This window comes from Pseudomonas sp. JS3066 (assembly GCF_036328175.1).
Taxonomy (GTDB): domain Bacteria; phylum Pseudomonadota; class Gammaproteobacteria; order Pseudomonadales; family Pseudomonadaceae; genus Metapseudomonas.
This window is the reverse complement of sequence record NZ_CP143312.1, coordinates 2,410,803-2,429,145: the sequence shown is the minus strand read 5'-3', so window position 1 is coordinate 2,429,145 and position 18,343 is coordinate 2,410,803. Positions and strand designations below refer to the sequence as shown.

Genomic DNA, 18,343 nt, shown 5'->3' with positions numbered 1-18,343 from the left:
AAGGCTGGCCTCAGTCGCGAACAAGCGCGCAGGCAGGAGGCCGCGTCCGCGATTGGCAGGCGCTCCAGTTGGAAAACCGATAATAGCCGGTACTCGTGAACAGCTTTCCGGTTCACGCGGGTTTGGCGTGAACCGGAAAGCGTCCTGGCTAATCAGCCGACGAGCATCCCATCACACGCGTGGTTCCAGAAAAAAGTCGATGATCGCCGGCAGCACCTGCTCGGGCGCCTCCAGGGTCGGACTATGTCCGATCTTGCTGAGGCGAATCAGCTTCGAATTAGGCAGTTCTCGCTTCATCTCATCGGACCACGCGGGCGGGCGCGGCATATCTTCCTCGCCATTGATGATCAGCACCGGGATGGTGATCGATGGCAATAGTGCAACAGAGCTTTCGCGGTGCATGACCCCTTTCATCGCCGGACGCAGCGCTTTCGGCAAGGCCTCGATCCGCTCGCGCCAGTAAGCCACCAATGCCTGTTTCTCCGGGTTGTTGCGAGTCGTCGTGCCGAACATCACCTCCATGGTCATGTCAAGAATGTCTCCGACGAACCCCTGCTCACCCGCGTCGACGACCCATTGCGCGAATCGCGCGCCTTGCTCGGGCGGTTCACCGCAGGCCGAAGAGCCTGCGACTATCAGAGAGCGGAACAGCTCCTGGTGTCGCGCAATGAGCCGGAAGGCAACATCGCCGCCCATGGACTGGGCCATGACATTGATCGACCTGAGGCCCATTTCCTCGATCAGTGCTTCCATATCATCAGCGCACTTATCCATGGTGATGATATCTACATCGTCCAGAGCGCTTTTCCCTTGGCCTCTGAAATCAGGGCGTATTACCCGGAACTTGCCAGCGGCCGCTTCGACCAGTCCGTCGAACATGGTCCCATCGAGAAAACAGGAGTGGAGGCAAAGAATTACCGGCAGGTCAGCCTCGCCTGTATCTTCGACCCAAAGAGTCGTGCCGTTTACCTGGATATTCTTACCTTGGGAGTTGACGACTTGTAACATGATGAATCTCCTGACATTGGATATTCCCGCGTGGGAACTTTTTGTAAGTTTCAGGTGTGGGCTTATTAAACTGGCAGCTAACTTTAGCTGGCCATGTTGCACGACGCTTTGGATACCAGAGCCTTATCGTGCTTGAAGAACCAACCCGTGGTTTCGCGAGTGAAGAACGCCGTTACACATGCAGCGACTATCATCAGCCCGGAAATGAAGTACAGGGCGTAGTTGTAACCCGCCACTTGTTCAAAACCGCCGCCTGCGCCAATGAACAGGCCAATCACGAAAGGACCGAAGCCACCGGCGTAGATACCCACATTGACAATGGAGCCTGCAATTCCGGACGTTCCGGGTTTGGCCGAGTCAAAGGCCATTGCATACAACAGCGTGTAGGGGGCGTTCATCGCACACCCGGCGAACAACTGGACGCCGATGAGCCAAGCCAGACTCAATGACGTGAACTGGAAGAGATACATGCCGAGAGCCAGCCAGGCGAACACGATCATCAGGCAAAGCTTGCGGCCCACGCGATCAGATATCCAACCCCAGGCTATCTGCCCGATACCGCCGGTGATGGTGAACAGAACGGAGTACGCCGCGGCCTCGGCGAAGTTGTAATTGGCCACGAATGCCAGGTACTGGGGCAACCAGAAACTGATGCCGAAATATCCGACGATGGCCAGCATCGAGACGAGTGCAATGATGCTGATGTTCGGATTCCGCACCGCAGACCGAAAAGCGCCCTCGGGTGCCACCACGGCGCCTTGGGCAGCGCTCAACGCCGGAACCGTTTCCCCTACGTCACGCACATGATCGACGAACGACTCATAGCGTTTCCGGGTGCAAAACCACCAATAGACGGAAAATATGATGATCATCGGAACTGGAAACAGCAGGAAGGCCAGGCGCCAGTTCTCGGGGCCGTAAGCGTTCAGCAAGGCACTGATGGCCAGGCCGCCGATCAACGTACCCCAGGGATAACCCGTGTGGTGCAGGCCCAATGCAAATCCGCGTCGTTCCCGTGACCACCATTCGGACAAGGAGGTGACTTCAATCGCCTCACCGGCACCACCAAAGGCGTGGGAAATCACCTGCAAGGCCACGAGCACGCCCAGCGATGCGGTCAGGAAGTTCAAGCCCGTTAGAAAGGTAAACAGCGTATAGGCAATCACGATGGGCAGATGGCGATACTTGCGCATCCAACCCTGCCCGCCCTTGTCAGCCCAGATCATGCAAGGCACTGCGATCAACGACGTGGCAATAGTAATCAACGCCGCAAGAAAACCCGCCATTTCCGCGCTGGTTTTGAACTCGCTTGTAATAGAGGGCAACACCATGAAGAACATCTGCCGCGAGTTCGCATCCATGGCGTAGATCAGCCATAGCAACGCCATGGCTCCCCACGAGGCGGCTCCAGCTCCTTTGGGAACTCGTGTGAATGATGAAGCAACAGCAACTTTATCTTGAGCGAGTCCCATAGGATTATCTCCCGCTAAGTTTTATTTTTATTGTTCTCCGACGTATAACCAGCGCAGCGCACTTGCAATGTCGGGTTTGCAGGTAACTCCATATCACTGGAAGCCACCGTTGGAAGATTAAAAACCCGGCGAGACTTGCTGGATATAGCTAGAGCATCACAGCAGCTTTGAATATTTGGCACAGGTCGATGGCACGGCTGGATCGCGGGTAGTCGTTGACGGATACACTCTGCAGAAACGCAGAAACCCGGATAGAGCCCGGGTTTCTGGATGAGCCGGCTTGCGGCCGCTGGACTGAAAGGCACTGAACAGGCTATTGCTGGATTGGCGCTCGCCGTTCCGACACGCCCAGTATCACTTGCATCGCTCCCTGCCTACTCAGGTCACCTTCCAGGGATTCTTATCCCATTTCTCCTGGAAAAACTCGATGAAGACCCGAATACGCGGACTGAGGTGCTTTCTGTCTGAATACAACAGGTAAATCGGTTCAATGATCCCCGACTTGTACGTCTCCAGCAGAGGCACCAGCGTTCCCGCTTTTACATCGGCCCCTATATGGAAATCGGCGAGTTTGACGACACCCGCGCCCGCCAAGGCCATGTCTCGCAGAAGATCACCTTGAGTGAAGGATGCGCTGGGTGTTACGGGCACCGAAACCCCCTCTCCTTCCTGAACGAATGACCATTTGTTCCATGGGCTTACAAAGCTGAAGTTGAAGCACCGGTGGTTCAGCAGGTCAGACGGAACAGCGGGAGAACCCTGCCCGGCGAGGTACTCGGGCGAGGCACAAATAAGCCACTCACACTCCCCGACTCGCTTGGCAATGCGCGAAGAACTGGGCAGTACGCCGCTGTGGATCGCGATATCGAGCCCCTGTTCAAAATGGTCCACAAACTGCGCCCCTAGCTGGATTTCAACATCCAGGGACGGATACAGATCCTAGAACTCAGGAAGCCAAGGCACAATCTGGTGCTTGGCAAAAGTGGTCATGGTGTGAATTCGGAGCGTTCCACTGACCCTCGAGGGGAGTGCTTCAGCCAGGGAGTCAGCCTCATTCATGGCATCAACGACGGCCTTGGCACTGTGGAGGTAAACCGCCCCCTCCTCGGTCAGGGTGAGAACCCGTGAACCCCGCTGGAAGAGCCGAACCTGCAGCCTGTTCTCCAGTCGCGTGATCAACTTGCTTATGGCCGAAGGCGTAAGGTTATGGACCCGGGCAGCGGCCGAGAAACTTCCACACTCGTTGGCCCAGATAAAGGCAAGTAGCTGTGAGTAATTGTCCATTTCCAGTCCCGACGTTAGCTGAACGATGTCACGCACCCTCAACGACCATAAAAAAACGCGCCGTAGCGCGTCTTTTTACCGTCCGGATTACCGGATGAATTGCTCAACATAATCGCCTGGCAGACCCAGCATCTTGTAATGAGCACGGGCGTTTTCAAGCTTGGTGAAAACATCTTCGTAGCCTACTGCAACGCCCTGAGGATCGACGTAAGTATAGCCACCCTGCACGTGGAACCAGGTGATCATTTCCTCCACGTCTTCAGGCACGTAAAGGGTATGTGTTTCACCTGGGGGCTCATAGGCAAAAGAGCCCTCTTCGGCTATCCAGTCATGTTCCAGGTAATACCAGCGCCCCCTGAGCACGATCGCATGGACGCCCCCCGTGTGGCGGTGACGGGACAGTACACCGGCCTGCCGCACACGCAGAAGGTTGATGTAATACCCGCCACTGGTATTGAGCAGAAGCGGCTTGAATGAAACGGTCTTGGTGACCGGAACCCAAAGCTCATCATCTTCAAGCCAATTGGACATGACACCCGGGTGAACCATATCTGGCGTCATGAACGGAACTTGCGGCAACTGGTAGGGAATCGCTAACTCGTCAGGCTTGGCGGGATTATTCATCGTTGACCTCTCAGCTATTTCAAGGTTTCAGAGCGCGATAACTGCGCCCTGACTTCGGCTGGCTGAAAGGTTATGGGGGCGAACTTTCGATGAAAATAGCTGCAAAATCATACCAGCTGTGACGCCTGGTCATAGGGGCGACATGTGTTCTGCATGGCCCATCGCTGCAGATGTTCCGGAAGACGGCTTCACAAAGATTAACAACGCCTAACACCCCTCCTTCGGACGACAGTCCTAGGATGGAGGCCTGCCCAAAGCGCATCGCCGAACCCTGGGAGCCGCCATGAAAACTCGTGAATGTGAGCGTGCAAGCGAACCTGATGATCCCCAGCGCCGTGATCTGCTGCGGGCCACGGGAATCGTCACTCTCGGAGGCGTCCTGGGCTCTTCTCTTGGGTTGACCCTGGCATCCCGGACCGAGGCCGCCAGCGCCGCAGGTACAACAAGCCTGGGCTCCCGTCTTCGCGGTGTTCAGCACTTCGGCATTACGGTGCAGAACATGGACCGCGCGTACGAGTTCTACACCGAGGTTCTCGGTGGAACTGAGATCATGCGGGACGGTGACTTCTTCGGGGATCGCATCCAGAACACCCTCCTGCTCACGGAGGAGGTGCAAGCGATAGCGGATGGAGTCAACCCACGCACGCTCGGCATTCCCGACCTTCGCGGCGGCGCCCAGCGCCTGGACGTCAGGTTCATCCAGTTCGACAACGTGGTGATCGAGCTCCTCCAGTACCGGGACAAGGAAGAGCCGGCCGGCCAGGGTGACAGCTTCGCCCCGGCGCGGGAACTGACCAGCCCGGCCTTCCCCCGCTCCATGCACGTGTGCTTCTACATCCGCGACGATGTCGACTTCAATCAGTTCGTCCGCGACCTTGAAGCGGAGTCCGCCCGGCGCGGCATGACCCAGGTCAAGGCCAACCGGATCGTCAGGGCAACCACGGAACAGCAGCGGCTCGAGGCGGCCATCGACAGCAACACCAACAGGATCACCGAGGGCCCCTCCTCGGGCTGGTCCCTGATCTACTGCAAGGGACCCGAGGGCGAACAACTGGAGTTCGTCCAGGTTCAGGGAAATGCCAAGCAGACCTTCGACGGGGCCTATGAATCCCGTCGCAAGCAGCTCGGCGGGTAACCCGCCCTCCCCTGTACACGCCTTTGCGACGACGCGGATAGCACCATGAAGACATTCGCAACAACACTGCTGCTGCTCTCGCTCGCCTTCGCTCAACCGAGCCGGGCCGAGCCTCAGGCGTTGGTGGTAGGCCAGATCAATCTGAGCTTCTACACCGCCAGCGCTGCCGTCGTGAAAGAAGTTCTGGGCCAGCTCGGACACCCGGTGCAGGTGGTGGAAGGCAACCATCCCGACATCTACGGTCGACTGGGACGTGGCGAGGCCGATCTGCTCATCGCATCCTGGCTGCCCAATGCCCACGGCCATCTTCAGGCCCCCCTGGCGGACCAGTTGGTGGAGGCCTCGACCCTCTACGAAGACGCTCGCCTGTACTGGGCGGTACCGGACCACGTTCCGCAGGAGGCCGTGCGATCCATCGACGATCTGAAGAAACCCGACGTGCTCGAACGCATGGACCGGGTCATCGTCGGCGTCGGACCAGGGTCGGGCCTGATGAACGGGTCCGAGCGGATCATGCAGCGCTACGGCCTGCAGGCTGCTGGCTACAGCCTCAAGGTTGCGCCCGCCCTGGAGTGGTCCCTTCGGTTGGCCGATGCATCTGAAAGCGGCCGCTGGATGGTGATGCCCCTATGGCAACCGCAGTACCTGAACGCGCTCTACCCCGTGCGAATACTCGACGACCCGCGTGGGATCTTCGGTGTCGATCGCGCGGTGGTCGTGGTGCGCAAGGAGGTCTGGCAGCAACTCCCCGAGCGCACGCGGATGGTCTTGAAACGTGTGCGCCTGGGCATTCCGGTGGCTACCGAACTCGAACGCCAGATGATGGTGGAAGGGAGACCCGCCGAGCAGGTCGCTCGTGACTGGATGGCGGCCAATCGAGACGTGGTCGCCGCCTGGTTCCGGGAGTAGCCGAACCCCCATCGCCCACCTGCCCCCCACCGGGCACGGCGTGGGCGCGACTCATGAAAACCGCCCCGGACCTTGTTCCGCACGCGTTAAACGATGCGAGGTGCCGGTTCAACAGGAGACATCATGATGAAACCGCTCTACTCCCCCTTGCTTGCCACCCTACTGGCGGCCTCCGCCTTCACCCTCACTGCCAACGCCGCACAACCTGAGGTGGGTAAGGTGGAACTGGTGGCCGAACTCGAAATCACCCCCGGCAATGTCACCGCTTCCAAGGATGGGCGGGTGTTCGCCAGTGTCCATGGCATGCGTCGGGGCCCCGTGCAGCTGGTGGAAATCACCGGCAACAAGGCCTATGCGCCGTTCCCGAATGACGCCTGGAATGCCAAGCCAGGCAGCGGGCAGGACGTTCTGAACACCCCCCACGGGGTGGTGATCGATGGCCAGGACCGCTTGTGGGTGATCGACCACGGTAACTGGATGGACAAGCCGCAGCCGCCGAAACTCCTGGCATTCGATATCAACACGCGTGAACTCGCCTACCGCCACGACTTCAATGTCTGGGTGGCACCGGCAGGGCAGATCCTCCAGGACCTGGCGGTGGATGGTGAGCGGGGCTTCGTCTACGTCGCGGACTGCGGCCTGGACCCGGCCATCGTGGTTGTCGATACGAAGAAAGGCACCGCTCGCCGCTTCCGCGGACATCCGTCCCTGGCGGCCGAAGACGTCGAACTGGTCGTGGAAGGCAAGCCACTGCTCTTCCCGGGTGAAGGCGGTCGCATGGCGCCGGCGCGGGTCGGAATCAACCCCATCACGCTGTCGGCCGATGGCGAGACGCTTTACTTTGGTGCGATGAACGGCACCAGCTGGTACGCCGTGCCCGCCCGCCTGTTCCGCGAAGGTGCTGCGGATGCGCAGATTGCCTCGGCCATCACGCGTGTAGGTGCCAAGCCCATTTCCGATGGCGCCGCGACGGATGCCGAAGGCAATCACTTCATCACCAACCTGCCGGACAATGGGGTTGACGTCCTGACCGCCAAGGGCGAGCTGAAACCGCTAGTGCGGGATGAGCGCTTTCTATGGGCTGACAATGCCCACTTCGGACCCGACTCCTGGCTCTACGTGGCAATCAACCAACTGCATCGAAATCCCATCTTCACGGGGGCCGGGGACACCGGCGTGCCACCCTATCTGATCGTTAGGATCTGGACCGGTACCAAAGGCCAGCCGGGACGCTGAAGCTGACCTGACGGCGCACTGCCGCCCTGTCAAATAGGGCGACAGTTTCTCGCACCGGTGCCCATGGGGGTTCCGTCATGCGTTCGAGTGTGAGGAGGAAGCGTCGTGCCGTGTTCCAGGCTTTTCGAGCCGCTGCCTCTCGGACGTCTGCAGCTGGCCAATCGCATAGTGGTCGGCCCCATGTGCCAGTACTCCGCGGAGGACGGGTGCATGAGCGATTGGCATCTGATTCATCTTGGTCATCTTGCGTTGTCAGGAGCGGCCTTGTTGACCATCGAGACGACAGCCGTAACGCCTGAAGGGCGCATCAGTCACGCCGACGTCGGTCTCTGGAATGACAGGACCCAGGCAGCGATCGCCTTGACGCTGGAGAGTATCCGGCGCTGGTCAGACATCCCCATCGCTATTGAACTCAGTCATGCCGGTCGCAAGGCATCGGTAGACGTCCCATGGCGAGGCGGTACCCAGCTCGTTTCTGGTCAGGCCTGGGGCTGGCAGGCCAAGGCACCTTCCGCGGTGCCCTACCGATCAGGCCAGGTTGCCCCCCAGGCACTGGATCGCTTCGACCTGCGACGGATACGCGAAGGGTTCGCCAAAGCCGCCTTGCGTGCCTCGCTCGCAGGTATCGACGCAGTCCAGATCAACATTGCCCAGGGATTTCTGCTTCATCAGTTTCTTTCTCCGCTCACTAACCAGCGTGCCGATGTGTACGGCGGATCGCTGCTCGGTCGGATGCGATTCCCCCTCGAGGTCTTCGACCAGGTGCGCGATGCCTTTCCAGCCAGTCGCCCTATTTCCGCGCACCTTTGCGTGTCGGAGGGTAGTGATGTCGGTTGGACGCTTGAGCAAGCCCTGATCCTCGCCAAGGAACTGGAGGCCAGAGGCTGCAGTGCCATTCAGGTGTCCTCAGATGGAATCAAGCCCCGTGACTCTGCTCCGGTAGTGCGCGAAAACCTGGAGTCGCTTGCTCGAGCATTGAAGACGGCAGTGGCAGTTCCCGTGGCGATGACCAGCGCCCTTACCGGTTACCAACAGGTCGAGGCGCTCGTTTCCGAGGGCACAGCGGACCTTATCGCCATGACGCGCACGCTCCTGAACTCCCCCCGTTGGCCTTGGCTGGCAGCTCACTCATTGGGTGGCCGGGTCAGGATGCCGGTCCAATACACACACGGACGGCCTGGCCTTTCTGGCTAATTTTGCCCAACGCCCGATAATGTTAAATTACGCAGTAACTCATTGAAAATGACACATCCAGGAGTACGCCAACCGGCACATCCAGGTCACCGGACGGGCCGACAAAAAGCGCTGGAAGCTGATCTACCCGAGCGCGGAGGAGCCGACTAACAGCCCGTTCTACAGCCAGTTGCCCGGTATCGGCATCGCCCAACTGCTGTGGTTCGTCGCCCGCCGAACGCAGTTTCTCGGGGCGTTCACCCACGTCCTCGACCGCTACGTCAAACATCCGCCCGACCACCGCGAGATTCTCGCTTGCGTGGTGGCGCTGGGGACCAACATGGGCCTGGGTAAGATGGCGGAGGTGTCGGGCCTGAGTTTCGCTCCCTGCACGGTTGCGCCCGCAACTACCTGCGCCCAGAGACACTGCGCGCTGCCAACGACGCGATCAGCAACGCCACCGCGCAGTTGTCGGCGTTTCACCTGTTCGACATCCGCGACGAACTCCATTCCAGCAGCGACGGGCAGCGCATCGAGACCCAGATCGACACGTTCAATGCCCGGCACTCACCCAAGTATTTCGGTCTGCGCAAGGGCGTCAGCGCCTGCACCCTGGTGGCCAACCACGTGCCGATCAACGCCCGCATCATCGGCACGCACGAGCACGAGAGCCACTACGTGTTCGACCTGCTGTACAACAACACCTCCGACATCAAGCCGGAGCGCCACTCGACCGACACCCACGGCACGAATCAGGTCAACTTCTGGATCCTGCGGGCCTTCGGATACGGTTTCGCACCGCGCTACCGCGACCTGCACAAGAAGACGCAGACACTGGTTGCCTTCGGCCACCCGAGCCGCTACGCCGAGGGCTTGATCCAGCCCTCGCGCAAGGTCTACGACGACCTGATCGTGCAGGAATGGCCCAACATCCTGCGCATCATGGCGTCGCTGGCGCAGAAGGACGTGACGCAGGCCACCATCGTGCGCAAGCTCAGCAGCTATGCGCGCCAGAACCAGACGAAGAAGGCGCTGTGGGAGCTCGACAACATCTGCCGCACCTTGTACATCCTCGACTTCATCGATGACGTAGACCTGCGGCAGGCGGTACAGAAGGTGCTGAATCGTGGTGAGGCTTATCACCGGTTCCGCAAGGCGGTGGCCTACGTCAACAGCGGCAAGCTGCGCGTCCAGAGCGAGGCCGAGCAGCAGCTGTGGAACGAGTGCTCGCGCCTGATCGCCAATGCAATCATCTTCTACAACACAGTGTTGTTGTCGAAGATCTATGACCAAAAACAGGCGCTCCACGAAGAGACCGCGATCGAGATCCTGCGGGGCACCTCGCCGGTGGCCTGGCAGCACGTCAATCTATTTGGCAGTATCGAGTTCAATGATCTGGGCGATCCGGTCGACATTGACGCCTTGGCCGCCCGCTATGCCGATCCGGAATTCTGGAACCAGGCGCGCCGGGAACTTCAGGCGGAGCCGCTAGCGTGAAGCCGCCTCAGCCAAGGTAGAGCGGGGCAGATGAGGAACGAGTTCTGCGGATGGCAGCCGCGTTGGATCAGCACATATGGTCCTGCGGATCGCTTTGGTCAGGGAGGCTTGCCGGCAACGATAGAAAAACCCCGAAAATTCAATAAATTGCAGCATCCTTTAACATTATCCGGCGTTGGGCGAACTTAGCCACGTTGTGGCACTCCTTGCTGAGCGTTGCTGGCTTTTCGGTGAGGACAGTTTTGAACGAGCGCAGCTGGGTTCCAACAGGAATCCTGGCGTTCAGGATCTCTTGCGCCTCGCCTGACAGCACGCTTTCACTTTTCTGACACGAAGCTCACCAACATCCTATCCCTGGGCAGTTGCTAAAGAATGAGTTCAATTGCCATGGCGAACTGCTGGTGCTGATGTGCCGGCCTCAGGTATGTCTAGGCCCCTGGCGGTGGCGGACGCCTCGTCAGAATCGCCGGCCTTGTCGCATCAGGAACACCAGGCCAGCCAGCGCCACAAGCAACAGGATGTGGATGAAACCTCCCAGCGTGTAGGAAGTGATCAGCCCTAGCGCCCACAGGGCTATCAGTAAAATCACAAATGCACCGACCATGAACGCACCTCCATGGGCTACCGGGTAGCCGTAGCGACAAGGTCCAGTCTGGCGGCACTGACCCCGGGTGGTCTGTGCGTCGACGTACGTATGCTGTCGCGATGGCTAAGTTGGCCAGCGCACCGACCCTTCGGGTGATGGCTGCCACCCTACTCTTCCCTGCCAATCCCGGCCGGGTATCAGCCCAAGGGGGCAGAGCCATGAGTACCTTGACCATCGAAGGCTGGTGCAAGACTAGCACTGGACAGCCGTCCACCCCGGTGGAGGACATCCAGTTCTACTTGACTGGAAACGACCATCTACGCCTGGAACAGGCCGAGGAATATCTGCAGAAGAGCCATCTGTCCGAAGTCATGGTCGATGTCGATATGGCGACCCTGGACCTCAGCATGCCGCAGGAATACAGTCCGCTTTCCGATTGCCAGCTGCGCGTCTATCTGGACTCGGACAGCAACCGCGGCCACTTCCATCTGGTCGGCCATCGGGCCAGCGACGGCAGCCTGATCTATACCAACTCCGTCCTGATCGCCCAGATGACCTAGTCGCGAACCCCGAGCGCTTCATTCATCCGCGCCGCCTACTACCAGCCTGCCAGGCCTGCGGGAGCCAACGGCTTGTGAGCTCCACGGAACTTGCCGGCAAAAGGCCCTTCGATGGAAGGGCCTTTTTTTCATTCGGCACTTACTGAGCAGCCTTGTGCTGCAGGTCGTTCTTCACCTGGCGGACACCATCTACGGCCGCGGCGACCTGCACCGCTTTGTCGATCTGCCACTGGGAGTCGACGAAGCCCGTCAATTGCACGGTGCCGTTGAACGTCTTGACCTTGATGTCGAACGAGTTCACGTCGTTTTCCATCAACAACGCGGATTTTACCCTAGTGGTGAGGGCAATGTCGGAGAGGACTTCGCTGCTGCTCTGCTCGTGTTCGGGAAGCGCGCATCCTCCAATGAAGGGGAGACCAGCGGCGACCGTTGCCGCGATCAACAGTGTTTTCAGGTCCATGGTGATTTCCTTGAGGCGGCTCTGCGCGAGGGTGCGTATCGCCAGCTTGATATCGGGGGGTGCGCGGGTCTGTGCGACTTCGCACTGAGCAGCGGGGGTGCCATCGCAACCGGAGCGAACGCACCCTGAGGAGTCGGCAATTGAAAGGACCACCGGCAGGCGCCACCTGCCGGCGAGAGCCGTCAGCGAGCCACTTCCCTGGGGGGCAGGCTGGCGACCGGTCATCAATAGCAAAGGTCGGTGGACTGGAAGCTCTTCACGCCTCGCACGTTCTGCGCCAGTTCGATCGCCAGGTCACGTTCAGCACCATTGTCGACGATGCCGCTCAGGGTAACGATGCCCATCGCCAGACGCCCGGCGATACTCTTGTGCGCCTGACTGCAGGCATTGTCGGCGGCTCGACTAAGTCCGACCTCGGCCGCTCGATGACGCCAAGCCAGTTCTTCGACTATCTCGCGGTTCGCCTGGACAGCGACAAGGCCCGGGGACGCGGCATGGTCCTCAACTGGGTTTTCGAGGACGTCGGGCAGTCCTAGGGACTAATCCAGCGTAATGGAGTGCTGACCCACCGCAACTCCAAACCGAATCCGCAGACCAACCTCACCGTGAAACTGACCAAGTCCACGCTGGACAGGATCAGCATGGGCCAACTGGATTTCCCCACCGCAATCAAGCAGGGGGACATCAAGCTGAAGGGGGACGCACAGCAGGAGTGCGCTTGCTTACAAGCGCACCACTCCCGCGTGACTACTCAGAGCACCTCGAAGCGCCTCCGTGATTCAGTCGAAGCCCCGCAACTGCACGAATTCCTCCACAGGCGCACGATCCGAGCGCAAGCCGTTCACCGCCGCCGAGCGGTCCGCATGACCCAGCGCCATGCCGCAATAGACCAGCTCGTTCTCCGGCAGCTCGAAATGCCGATGCAGGCTCTCGCGCACCATCCCCCAGGCTTCCTGCATGCAGGTCGCCAGGCCGCGCTCTTCGGCCAGCAGTGCCAGTGACTGCATGAACATGCCCAGGTGCGCCCACTGGCCATGGCCCATCGAACGGTCAATGACGAAGAACACACCGACCGGCGCGCCGAAGAACTGGTAATTGCGTGAGAGATTGCGCAGCCGCGCGGCCTTGTCTTCGCGGGGGATGCCGAGCAGCGCATACATGTCTTCGCCTACCTTGTAGCGTCGTGAGCGATACGGCTCGCTGAGTCTTTCCGGGTAGATGGGATGGTCACCCGCCTCGCCCTTCGGATTTTTCAGCAGGGTTTCCACGGCAAGTTTCTCCAGGGCGAGTTTTTCTTCGCCGCTGACAGCTATGACTTTCCATGGCTGCAAATTGCCTCCCGAGGGCGACCAGCGTGCGGCCTCGAGCAAGTCGAGCATCGTTTGCGCGTCGACCGGTTCTGCGGTGAAGGCGCGGACAGATATACGTTTCTTCAGCAACTCGGCAACCAACATGGGCGTACTTCTCCTGCATGGAATGGTGTTCGTTTCATGGAGCTGACGCGTCAGCGGCGGGCAAGCGCCATGCCGAAGCTCTTCGAGAGGCTGGAGACACCTTTGGGCGTTACGCTCAGGGCGCGGGAGTCCAGGTGACGGGTAACCCAGCCGCGCTTGAGCATCAGGTCAAGCAAGGCAGCTCCCAGCGCACCGCCGACATGCGGCGTACGCTCGCTCCAGTCCATGCACGGATAGGCCAGGCGTCTGCGCTGACGCTGCACTTCGGCCAGGTCAATCCCCAGTCGCCCAAGGGCCTGGGTGCCGGCGTCAGTGATGCGGTAATCCTTGTCTTGGCTTTCGATCCAGTTCGCTGCCAGCAAGGCATCGTGCAGTTGCACGGCGACCTCACCTGCGCAGTGGTCGTAGCAGGTACGCGCCTGACGCAGCACGGACGGCGTCGATGGCCGGAAGGCCGCTGCGGGCACTCCCGCCAGCGACAGTAAACTCTCCAGCGTCTGAGCGACCTGACGACTCGCCAGCTGGTAGTAGCGGTGCCGGCCCTGTACGTGAAGCACGACCAGTCCTTGCTCCAGCAGGCGGGTGAAATGGCCGCTGGCAGTGGAGGCACCTATGTCGGCGACAGCGGCCAGTTCGGTCGCCGTCCGCGCATGGCCGTCGAGGAGACTGCAAAGCATCCGTGAGCGGGCGGGGTCAGCGATGGCGCCGGCCAGCGCGGCGAGATGGTTGTCGGCGGTATCTGCATCCATGATTCGGCGCTCCCCGAAGTGTCGGTTGTCGACGTCATCATAATCGGGCTCGAACCCTATGGAGAGAGCTCGCCATGTCCTCACCCTTTTTTGGCAGAAAAGTCGTGTTAGCGGCCTTCATGACGGCCCTGTTCGGCTGGGGCGTAGGCTTTTATGGTCCCCCGGTTTTCCTCTATGCAGTGACCCAGCGCACGGGTTGGCCGGTACCGCTATGCTCCGCCGCCGTCACCCTGCACTTCCTCGCTGGCACCCTCGTAGTGGTCAACCTCCCCCACCTCTATAAACGCTTCGGTATCCCGCGTATCAGCCTGCTTGGGAGTTTCCTGCTCTGTGCCGGCGTCTGTGGCTGGGCTGTTGCCCGCGAGCCGTGGCAGCTGTTCATTGCGGCGACGCTCAGCGGTTTCGGTTGGGTGACCATGGGCGCTGCGGCGATCAACGCCATGATTGCGCCCTGGTTCATCAGCGGCAGGCCTTCGGCACTGTCGATGGCCTACAACGGCGCCAGCATTGGCGGTGTCGTGTTCTCATCCGGCTGGGTATTCCTGATCAATCACCTCGGCTTCCCCCAGGCTGCCCTGGTGGTGAGCGTGCTGACACTTACCCTGGTCGGTTTCCTTGCGTGGAAGGTCTACGGCGTACATCCGGAGCACCTCGGTCAGCATCCGGACGGTGCCAAAGTGGATCCGAGCGAAGCGACGTCAGCGCAAACCGCAGCCGAGCCATTGCTATGGCGCAATCGGCGCTTTCTCACACTGGCCTCAAGCATGGCCCTGGGACTGTTTGCGCAGATCGGCCTGATTGCCCACATGTTCCTGTTGCTGACACCACTGCTAAGCGACACGCAGGCGGGATTCGCCATGGGGCTTGCGACCTTGAGCGCCATCGCCGGGCGCGTTCTGGTGGGACGCCATATGTCGGCCAGCGCTGATCGGCGCATCGTCGCCTGCGCCAGTTACGGCAGTCAGTTGCTGGGGTGCCTGCTGTTGATGGCGATGCATGCCTGGCCGGGCTTCATCTGGATAGGGATCGTCCTGTTCGGGGCCGGCATCGGTAATGCCACTTCTCTGCCCCCTTTGATTGCCCAGGCCGAATTTCCGCGTCACCTTACCCTGCGCGTAGTTTCTCTGATCGTGGCCATATCCCAAGGAGGTTATGCGTTCGCCCCTGCCCTATTCGGCCTGATGAAATCGCTGACCTTGGGGTGGCTGCCCTTCGGCCTAGCCGCCGGGCTGCAGGTTGCGGCAATGCTGCTCCTGATGCTGGGCCGCAGGGCACCTGGTTCGATGCAGGACTCCTCCAGGCCGCCACGGCCAATATGCTGTTGACCTGCAACTTTCAAATATCAGGTGAATAAAAAAAGGCCGCCTGGATAAGGCGGCCATTAAATAAAACCAAAGGATTGATGAAGTGGAGGAGTCGATCGCAATTCCTGAGGGAAGACCGGAAAGTGCCATCGACCAAAATCTTCATCGGGGGCAAGTGTACGCATTTTGCCGTCCATCCCAAATCAAATACGTTGATAGAAACTATTGATATCGATTCATGGGCTTCACTTCCTTCAACTGCTAATCGGCCAGGCAATTATTGCACTTGACATCCTCATAAAATTGCCTTCCGATTCACGCGCAGGCGTCTAGTACGGCACGCGCCTGCCATTGTCAATAATCCATAGGTATCTTCATGAATTGCATGGAGTCATTCATATTCACTTCATGTAATTAAATTTATGCAACAAAAAAAGCCACCTCCGAAGAGGTGGCTGAATCAGAGAGTAAGTTGATGGAACCTCTGTTGATTCACGGGGCGAATCGACAGCTCCATGTTCCGTCCAGCACAGGATACTGACCGGTGAAATTGATAAATATTAATCCCATCAATATTCGAAATTGATGATTACAGTTTTTTGAATGATGCAAGACGTGATAACTCTCTGCGCGCATCGCGTCGGCAAAGCCGGCAATCACAACGATAACCAATGGATTTTCCTATCGGCACCGGCGGGCCTCGCTGCTCCCGGTCATCGGTAGTTTCTTGAATTCCTGCCTTTCCCAAGACCAACAAAACCACCATCAGGAGCACCCGTGATGCAACTCAATCCCCTGAGCGCTCTGGCGCTGGCGGTTTCCGCCGCCCTCGCCGTTCCCGCCATGGCCAGTGAGCAATCCGAATCCAAGGGATTCACCGAAGACGCCAGCGCCACCCTGCTGCTGCGCAACGCGTACTTCAACCGGGACTACAAGGACCACACCAACGACGCCAAGACCTGGGGCCAAGGCTTCATTGGCACCTTCGAATCGGGCTTCACCCAGGGCACCATCGGCTTCGGTGTCGACGCCTACGGTCTGCTCGGCGTGAAACTGGACAGTGGTCGCGGCCGCAACTACAGCGCCTTCTTCGACACCGACAGCGATGGCCATCCGGTGGACGACCTCTCCGAAGCCGGTGCGGCGGTGAAACTGCGCTTCTCCAACACCGTGCTCAAGTACGGCAACCAGTTCCCGTCCCTGCCGGTTCTGGCCTATGACGACAGCCGCCTGCTGCCCCAGGCCTTCACCGGTACCCTGCTCACCAGCAAGGAGATCGAAGGCCTGGAACTGAATGTCGGCCGCTTCACCGGCGACAGCCCCATGGGCGACCCGGCGCGCGACCCCAACCGTCTGAAGAGCATCGACGTGTTTGGCGGCAGCTACACCGTCACCGACGACCTGAGCGTGAGCCTCTACCACTCCGACGTGGAGGACCAGTTCAAGAAGTACTACGCCAACGTGAACTACAACATCCCGTTCAACGAGCAGCAGGCGCTGAACTTCGACTTCAACATCTACCGCACCAAATACGACGACGGCTCCGATGCCGCGCTGGCCTTTGGTGGCGACGGCCAGGACGACAAGAACACCCTGTGGAGCCTCGCAGCCAAGTACAGCATCGGCGCCCATGCTTTCATCCTTGCTCATCAGCGCAACACTGGCGACACCGGCTATGCCTACGACTTCGGCGACGGTGGCAGCACCATCTACGTGGCCAACTCCTACTACTCGGACTTCAACCTGGAAGACGAGCAGTCCTGGCAGGTCAGCTACGAGCTGGACTTCGGCGGCTATGGCATCCCCGGCCTGACCTATAAGTTCGCTTACGTGCGCGGCACCGACATCGTTGCCGGTGGCGAAAACGACGGCACCGAGCGCGAGCTGTTCAACCAGTTCAAGTACGTGGTGCAGGACGGTCCGGCCAAGGACCTGTCGTTCAAGCTGCGCAACTCGATTTACCGCGCCGACAACCAAGTGGGCCCGGACCTCAACGAAGTCCGCGCATTCATCGAATACCCCATCAGCATCCTCTGATGCCCCGGTCGTGCCGGTTAGCCGGCGCGACTCCCCTTCCCGAAAACGCTCCAAACCAGAGACGTCCTCCGCACTTCCCGTGCTCCCTGCAAAGCGCTACGAAGAATCGGAGTGTGCGTCTCGTCGATTGTTTCTTAACCATCCCGATTCGCTTGATCTCAATCAATCGCACACGGCCGATTCGGCGTAGAAAAAAGACAGGTTTTCAATACGGAGTACGTAGCCATGTCTCTGCAATCGTGCGCGCATTCTCACGCAGCCCATGCCGGCGACCTTGTCCAGGATCATTGGATCGAGACGCTGGAGGACGGCAGCCATGTCCTCATCCGCCCGTTGCGCCCGGAAGATCGCGAGCGCGAAGCCGAATTCATCCGCGACCTTTCCCCGGAAACACGCCACTTCCGTTTCCTGTGTGCGATCAGGGAAGCCAGCAGCGACCTGCTCGATAACCTGATGGAGGTCGATTACCAACGCAAGATGGCCTACGTCGCCCTGGTGCATCGGGCCGGCAAACTGATCGAAGTCGGAATCAGCCGTTATGCCGCTTCCAACGACCAAGCCCAATGCGAGTGCGTGGTGACCATCGCCGACGGCTGGCAAGACCTGGGCCTGGACAAGATCCTGATGCGCCACCTGATCGACGCCGCTCGCGACAACGGTTTCAAGCGAATGTATTCAATTGACGCCGCGACGAATGTCCGGATGCAACGTCTTGCCCGTGCAATGGGTTTCGTCTGCAAACGCGACCCGCAGGATGCCGCGCAGCTGATCCATAGCCTGGCGCTTTGAGCGAAGGGCTTCACGCCTTTCGGGATACCCCGAGCCTCATGCTCGGCTAAATGGGTGCTGGTCAAA

General features: G+C 59.7%; 17 protein-coding genes and 3 pseudogenes. 11 read left to right on the top strand and 9 right to left on the bottom strand.

Annotated features, from left to right (window positions below; translation table 11 throughout):
• Nucleotides 1-171: 171 nt before the first annotated feature.
• From SA496_RS11375 to SA496_RS11360, 4 genes and pseudogenes are all read right to left on the bottom strand, one after another.
• Complete coding sequence (locus SA496_RS11375) at nt 172-1,008, bottom strand: alpha/beta fold hydrolase (RefSeq protein WP_330115430.1); 837 nt, start codon at nt 1,006-1,008, stop codon at nt 172-174.
• An 83-nt stretch (nt 1,009-1,091) separates the two neighbouring features.
• A complete protein-coding gene (locus SA496_RS11370; RefSeq protein WP_330115429.1) occupies nt 1,092-2,480 on the bottom strand; it encodes an MFS transporter in 1,389 nt (462 codons plus the stop codon).
• 378 nt (nt 2,481-2,858) lie between these two features.
• Nucleotides 2,859-3,764, bottom strand: a pseudogene (locus SA496_RS11365) (LysR substrate-binding domain-containing protein).
• Between the two features lie 87 nt (nt 3,765-3,851).
• Nucleotides 3,852-4,388 carry a 2,4'-dihydroxyacetophenone dioxygenase family protein gene (locus tag SA496_RS11360; RefSeq protein ID WP_330115428.1) on the bottom strand — a complete coding sequence of 179 codons (537 nt, stop codon included), beginning with the start codon at nt 4,386-4,388 and terminating at the stop codon, nt 3,852-3,854.
• 283 nt (nt 4,389-4,671) lie between these two features.
• On the opposite strand from SA496_RS11360, the gene SA496_RS11355 reads away from it, so the two are divergent.
• The 6 genes and pseudogenes from SA496_RS11355 to SA496_RS11330 all read left to right on the top strand — a co-directional run bounded on the left by SA496_RS11355 (nt 4,672) and on the right by SA496_RS11330 (nt 10,338).
• The gene (locus SA496_RS11355; RefSeq protein ID WP_330115427.1) at nt 4,672-5,523 is read left to right on the top strand and encodes a VOC family protein; all 852 of its coding nucleotides are present in this window, start codon (nt 4,672-4,674) and stop codon (nt 5,521-5,523) included.
• A 45-nt stretch (nt 5,524-5,568) separates the two neighbouring features.
• Nucleotides 5,569-6,432: a glycine betaine ABC transporter substrate-binding protein gene (locus tag SA496_RS11350; RefSeq protein WP_330115426.1), complete on the top strand. Its 864-nt coding sequence runs from the start codon at nt 5,569-5,571 to the stop codon at nt 6,430-6,432.
• Nucleotides 6,433-6,555: 123 nt separating this feature from the next.
• A complete protein-coding gene (locus tag SA496_RS11345) occupies nt 6,556-7,668 on the top strand; it encodes an L-dopachrome tautomerase-related protein (RefSeq protein ID WP_330115425.1) in 1,113 nt (370 codons plus the stop codon).
• 105 nt (nt 7,669-7,773) lie between these two features.
• Nucleotides 7,774-8,862, top strand: a complete 1,089-nt coding sequence (locus SA496_RS11340) for an oxidoreductase (protein ID WP_330115424.1) — start codon at nt 7,774-7,776, stop codon at nt 8,860-8,862.
• Nucleotides 8,863-9,031: 169 nt separating this feature from the next.
• Nucleotides 9,032-9,208 (top strand): annotated as a pseudogene (locus SA496_RS11335) (Tn3 family transposase); the annotation flags it as partial.
• A 20-nt stretch (nt 9,209-9,228) separates the two neighbouring features.
• Nucleotides 9,229-10,338, top strand: a complete 1,110-nt coding sequence (locus SA496_RS11330; RefSeq protein WP_330115632.1) for a transposase — start codon at nt 9,229-9,231, stop codon at nt 10,336-10,338.
• Nucleotides 10,339-10,795: 457 nt separating this feature from the next.
• On the opposite strand, the gene SA496_RS11325 is transcribed toward SA496_RS11330, so the two are convergent.
• A complete protein-coding gene (locus SA496_RS11325; protein WP_330115423.1) occupies nt 10,796-10,942 on the bottom strand; it encodes a lmo0937 family membrane protein in 147 nt (48 codons plus the stop codon).
• 200 nt (nt 10,943-11,142) lie between these two features.
• Here SA496_RS11325 and SA496_RS11320 point away from each other — a divergent pair, with 200 nt between their 5' ends.
• Nucleotides 11,143-11,484 carry a hypothetical protein gene (locus SA496_RS11320; RefSeq protein ID WP_120651137.1) on the top strand — a complete coding sequence of 114 codons (342 nt, stop codon included), beginning with the start codon at nt 11,143-11,145 and terminating at the stop codon, nt 11,482-11,484.
• A gap of 139 nt (nt 11,485-11,623) precedes the next feature.
• Here the strand turns inward: SA496_RS11320 and SA496_RS11315 are convergent, their stop codons facing one another.
• Together SA496_RS11315 and SA496_RS11310 are read right to left on the bottom strand one after the other, a co-directional pair.
• On the bottom strand, nt 11,624-11,944 hold the full coding sequence (locus SA496_RS11315; RefSeq protein ID WP_280358130.1) for a BON domain-containing protein: 321 nt from the start codon (nt 11,942-11,944) through the stop codon (nt 11,624-11,626).
• Between the two features lie 224 nt (nt 11,945-12,168).
• Nucleotides 12,169-12,288 carry a BON domain-containing protein gene (locus SA496_RS11310; RefSeq protein WP_256660956.1) on the bottom strand — a complete coding sequence of 40 codons (120 nt, stop codon included), beginning with the start codon at nt 12,286-12,288 and terminating at the stop codon, nt 12,169-12,171.
• 24 nt (nt 12,289-12,312) lie between these two features.
• Between SA496_RS11310 and SA496_RS11305 the strand changes: the two are divergent.
• Nucleotides 12,313-12,639: pseudogene (locus SA496_RS11305) on the top strand (alkyl sulfatase C-terminal domain-containing protein); the annotation flags it as partial.
• Between the two features lie 84 nt (nt 12,640-12,723).
• Here SA496_RS11305 and SA496_RS11300 read toward each other — a convergent pair.
• A complete protein-coding gene (locus tag SA496_RS11300) occupies nt 12,724-13,398 on the bottom strand; it encodes a nitroreductase (protein WP_153919811.1) in 675 nt (224 codons plus the stop codon).
• Nucleotides 13,399-13,448: 50 nt separating this feature from the next.
• The gene (locus tag SA496_RS11295) at nt 13,449-14,147 is read right to left on the bottom strand and encodes an ArsR/SmtB family transcription factor (RefSeq protein WP_120651141.1); all 699 of its coding nucleotides are present in this window, start codon (nt 14,145-14,147) and stop codon (nt 13,449-13,451) included.
• A gap of 74 nt (nt 14,148-14,221) precedes the next feature.
• Between SA496_RS11295 and SA496_RS11290 the strand changes: the two genes are divergently transcribed.
• From SA496_RS11290 to SA496_RS11280, 3 genes are all read left to right on the top strand, one after another.
• Entirely contained in the window at nt 14,222-15,472 is a 1,251-nt protein-coding gene (locus SA496_RS11290; RefSeq protein WP_330115422.1) for an MFS transporter, read from the top strand.
• Between the two features lie 759 nt (nt 15,473-16,231).
• The gene (locus tag SA496_RS11285) at nt 16,232-17,488 is read left to right on the top strand and encodes an OprD family porin (RefSeq protein ID WP_330115421.1); all 1,257 of its coding nucleotides are present in this window, start codon (nt 16,232-16,234) and stop codon (nt 17,486-17,488) included.
• Nucleotides 17,489-17,713: 225 nt separating this feature from the next.
• The gene (locus SA496_RS11280) at nt 17,714-18,277 is read left to right on the top strand and encodes a GNAT family N-acetyltransferase (RefSeq protein ID WP_153919808.1); all 564 of its coding nucleotides are present in this window, start codon (nt 17,714-17,716) and stop codon (nt 18,275-18,277) included.
• Nucleotides 18,278-18,343: the final 66 nt, after the last annotated feature.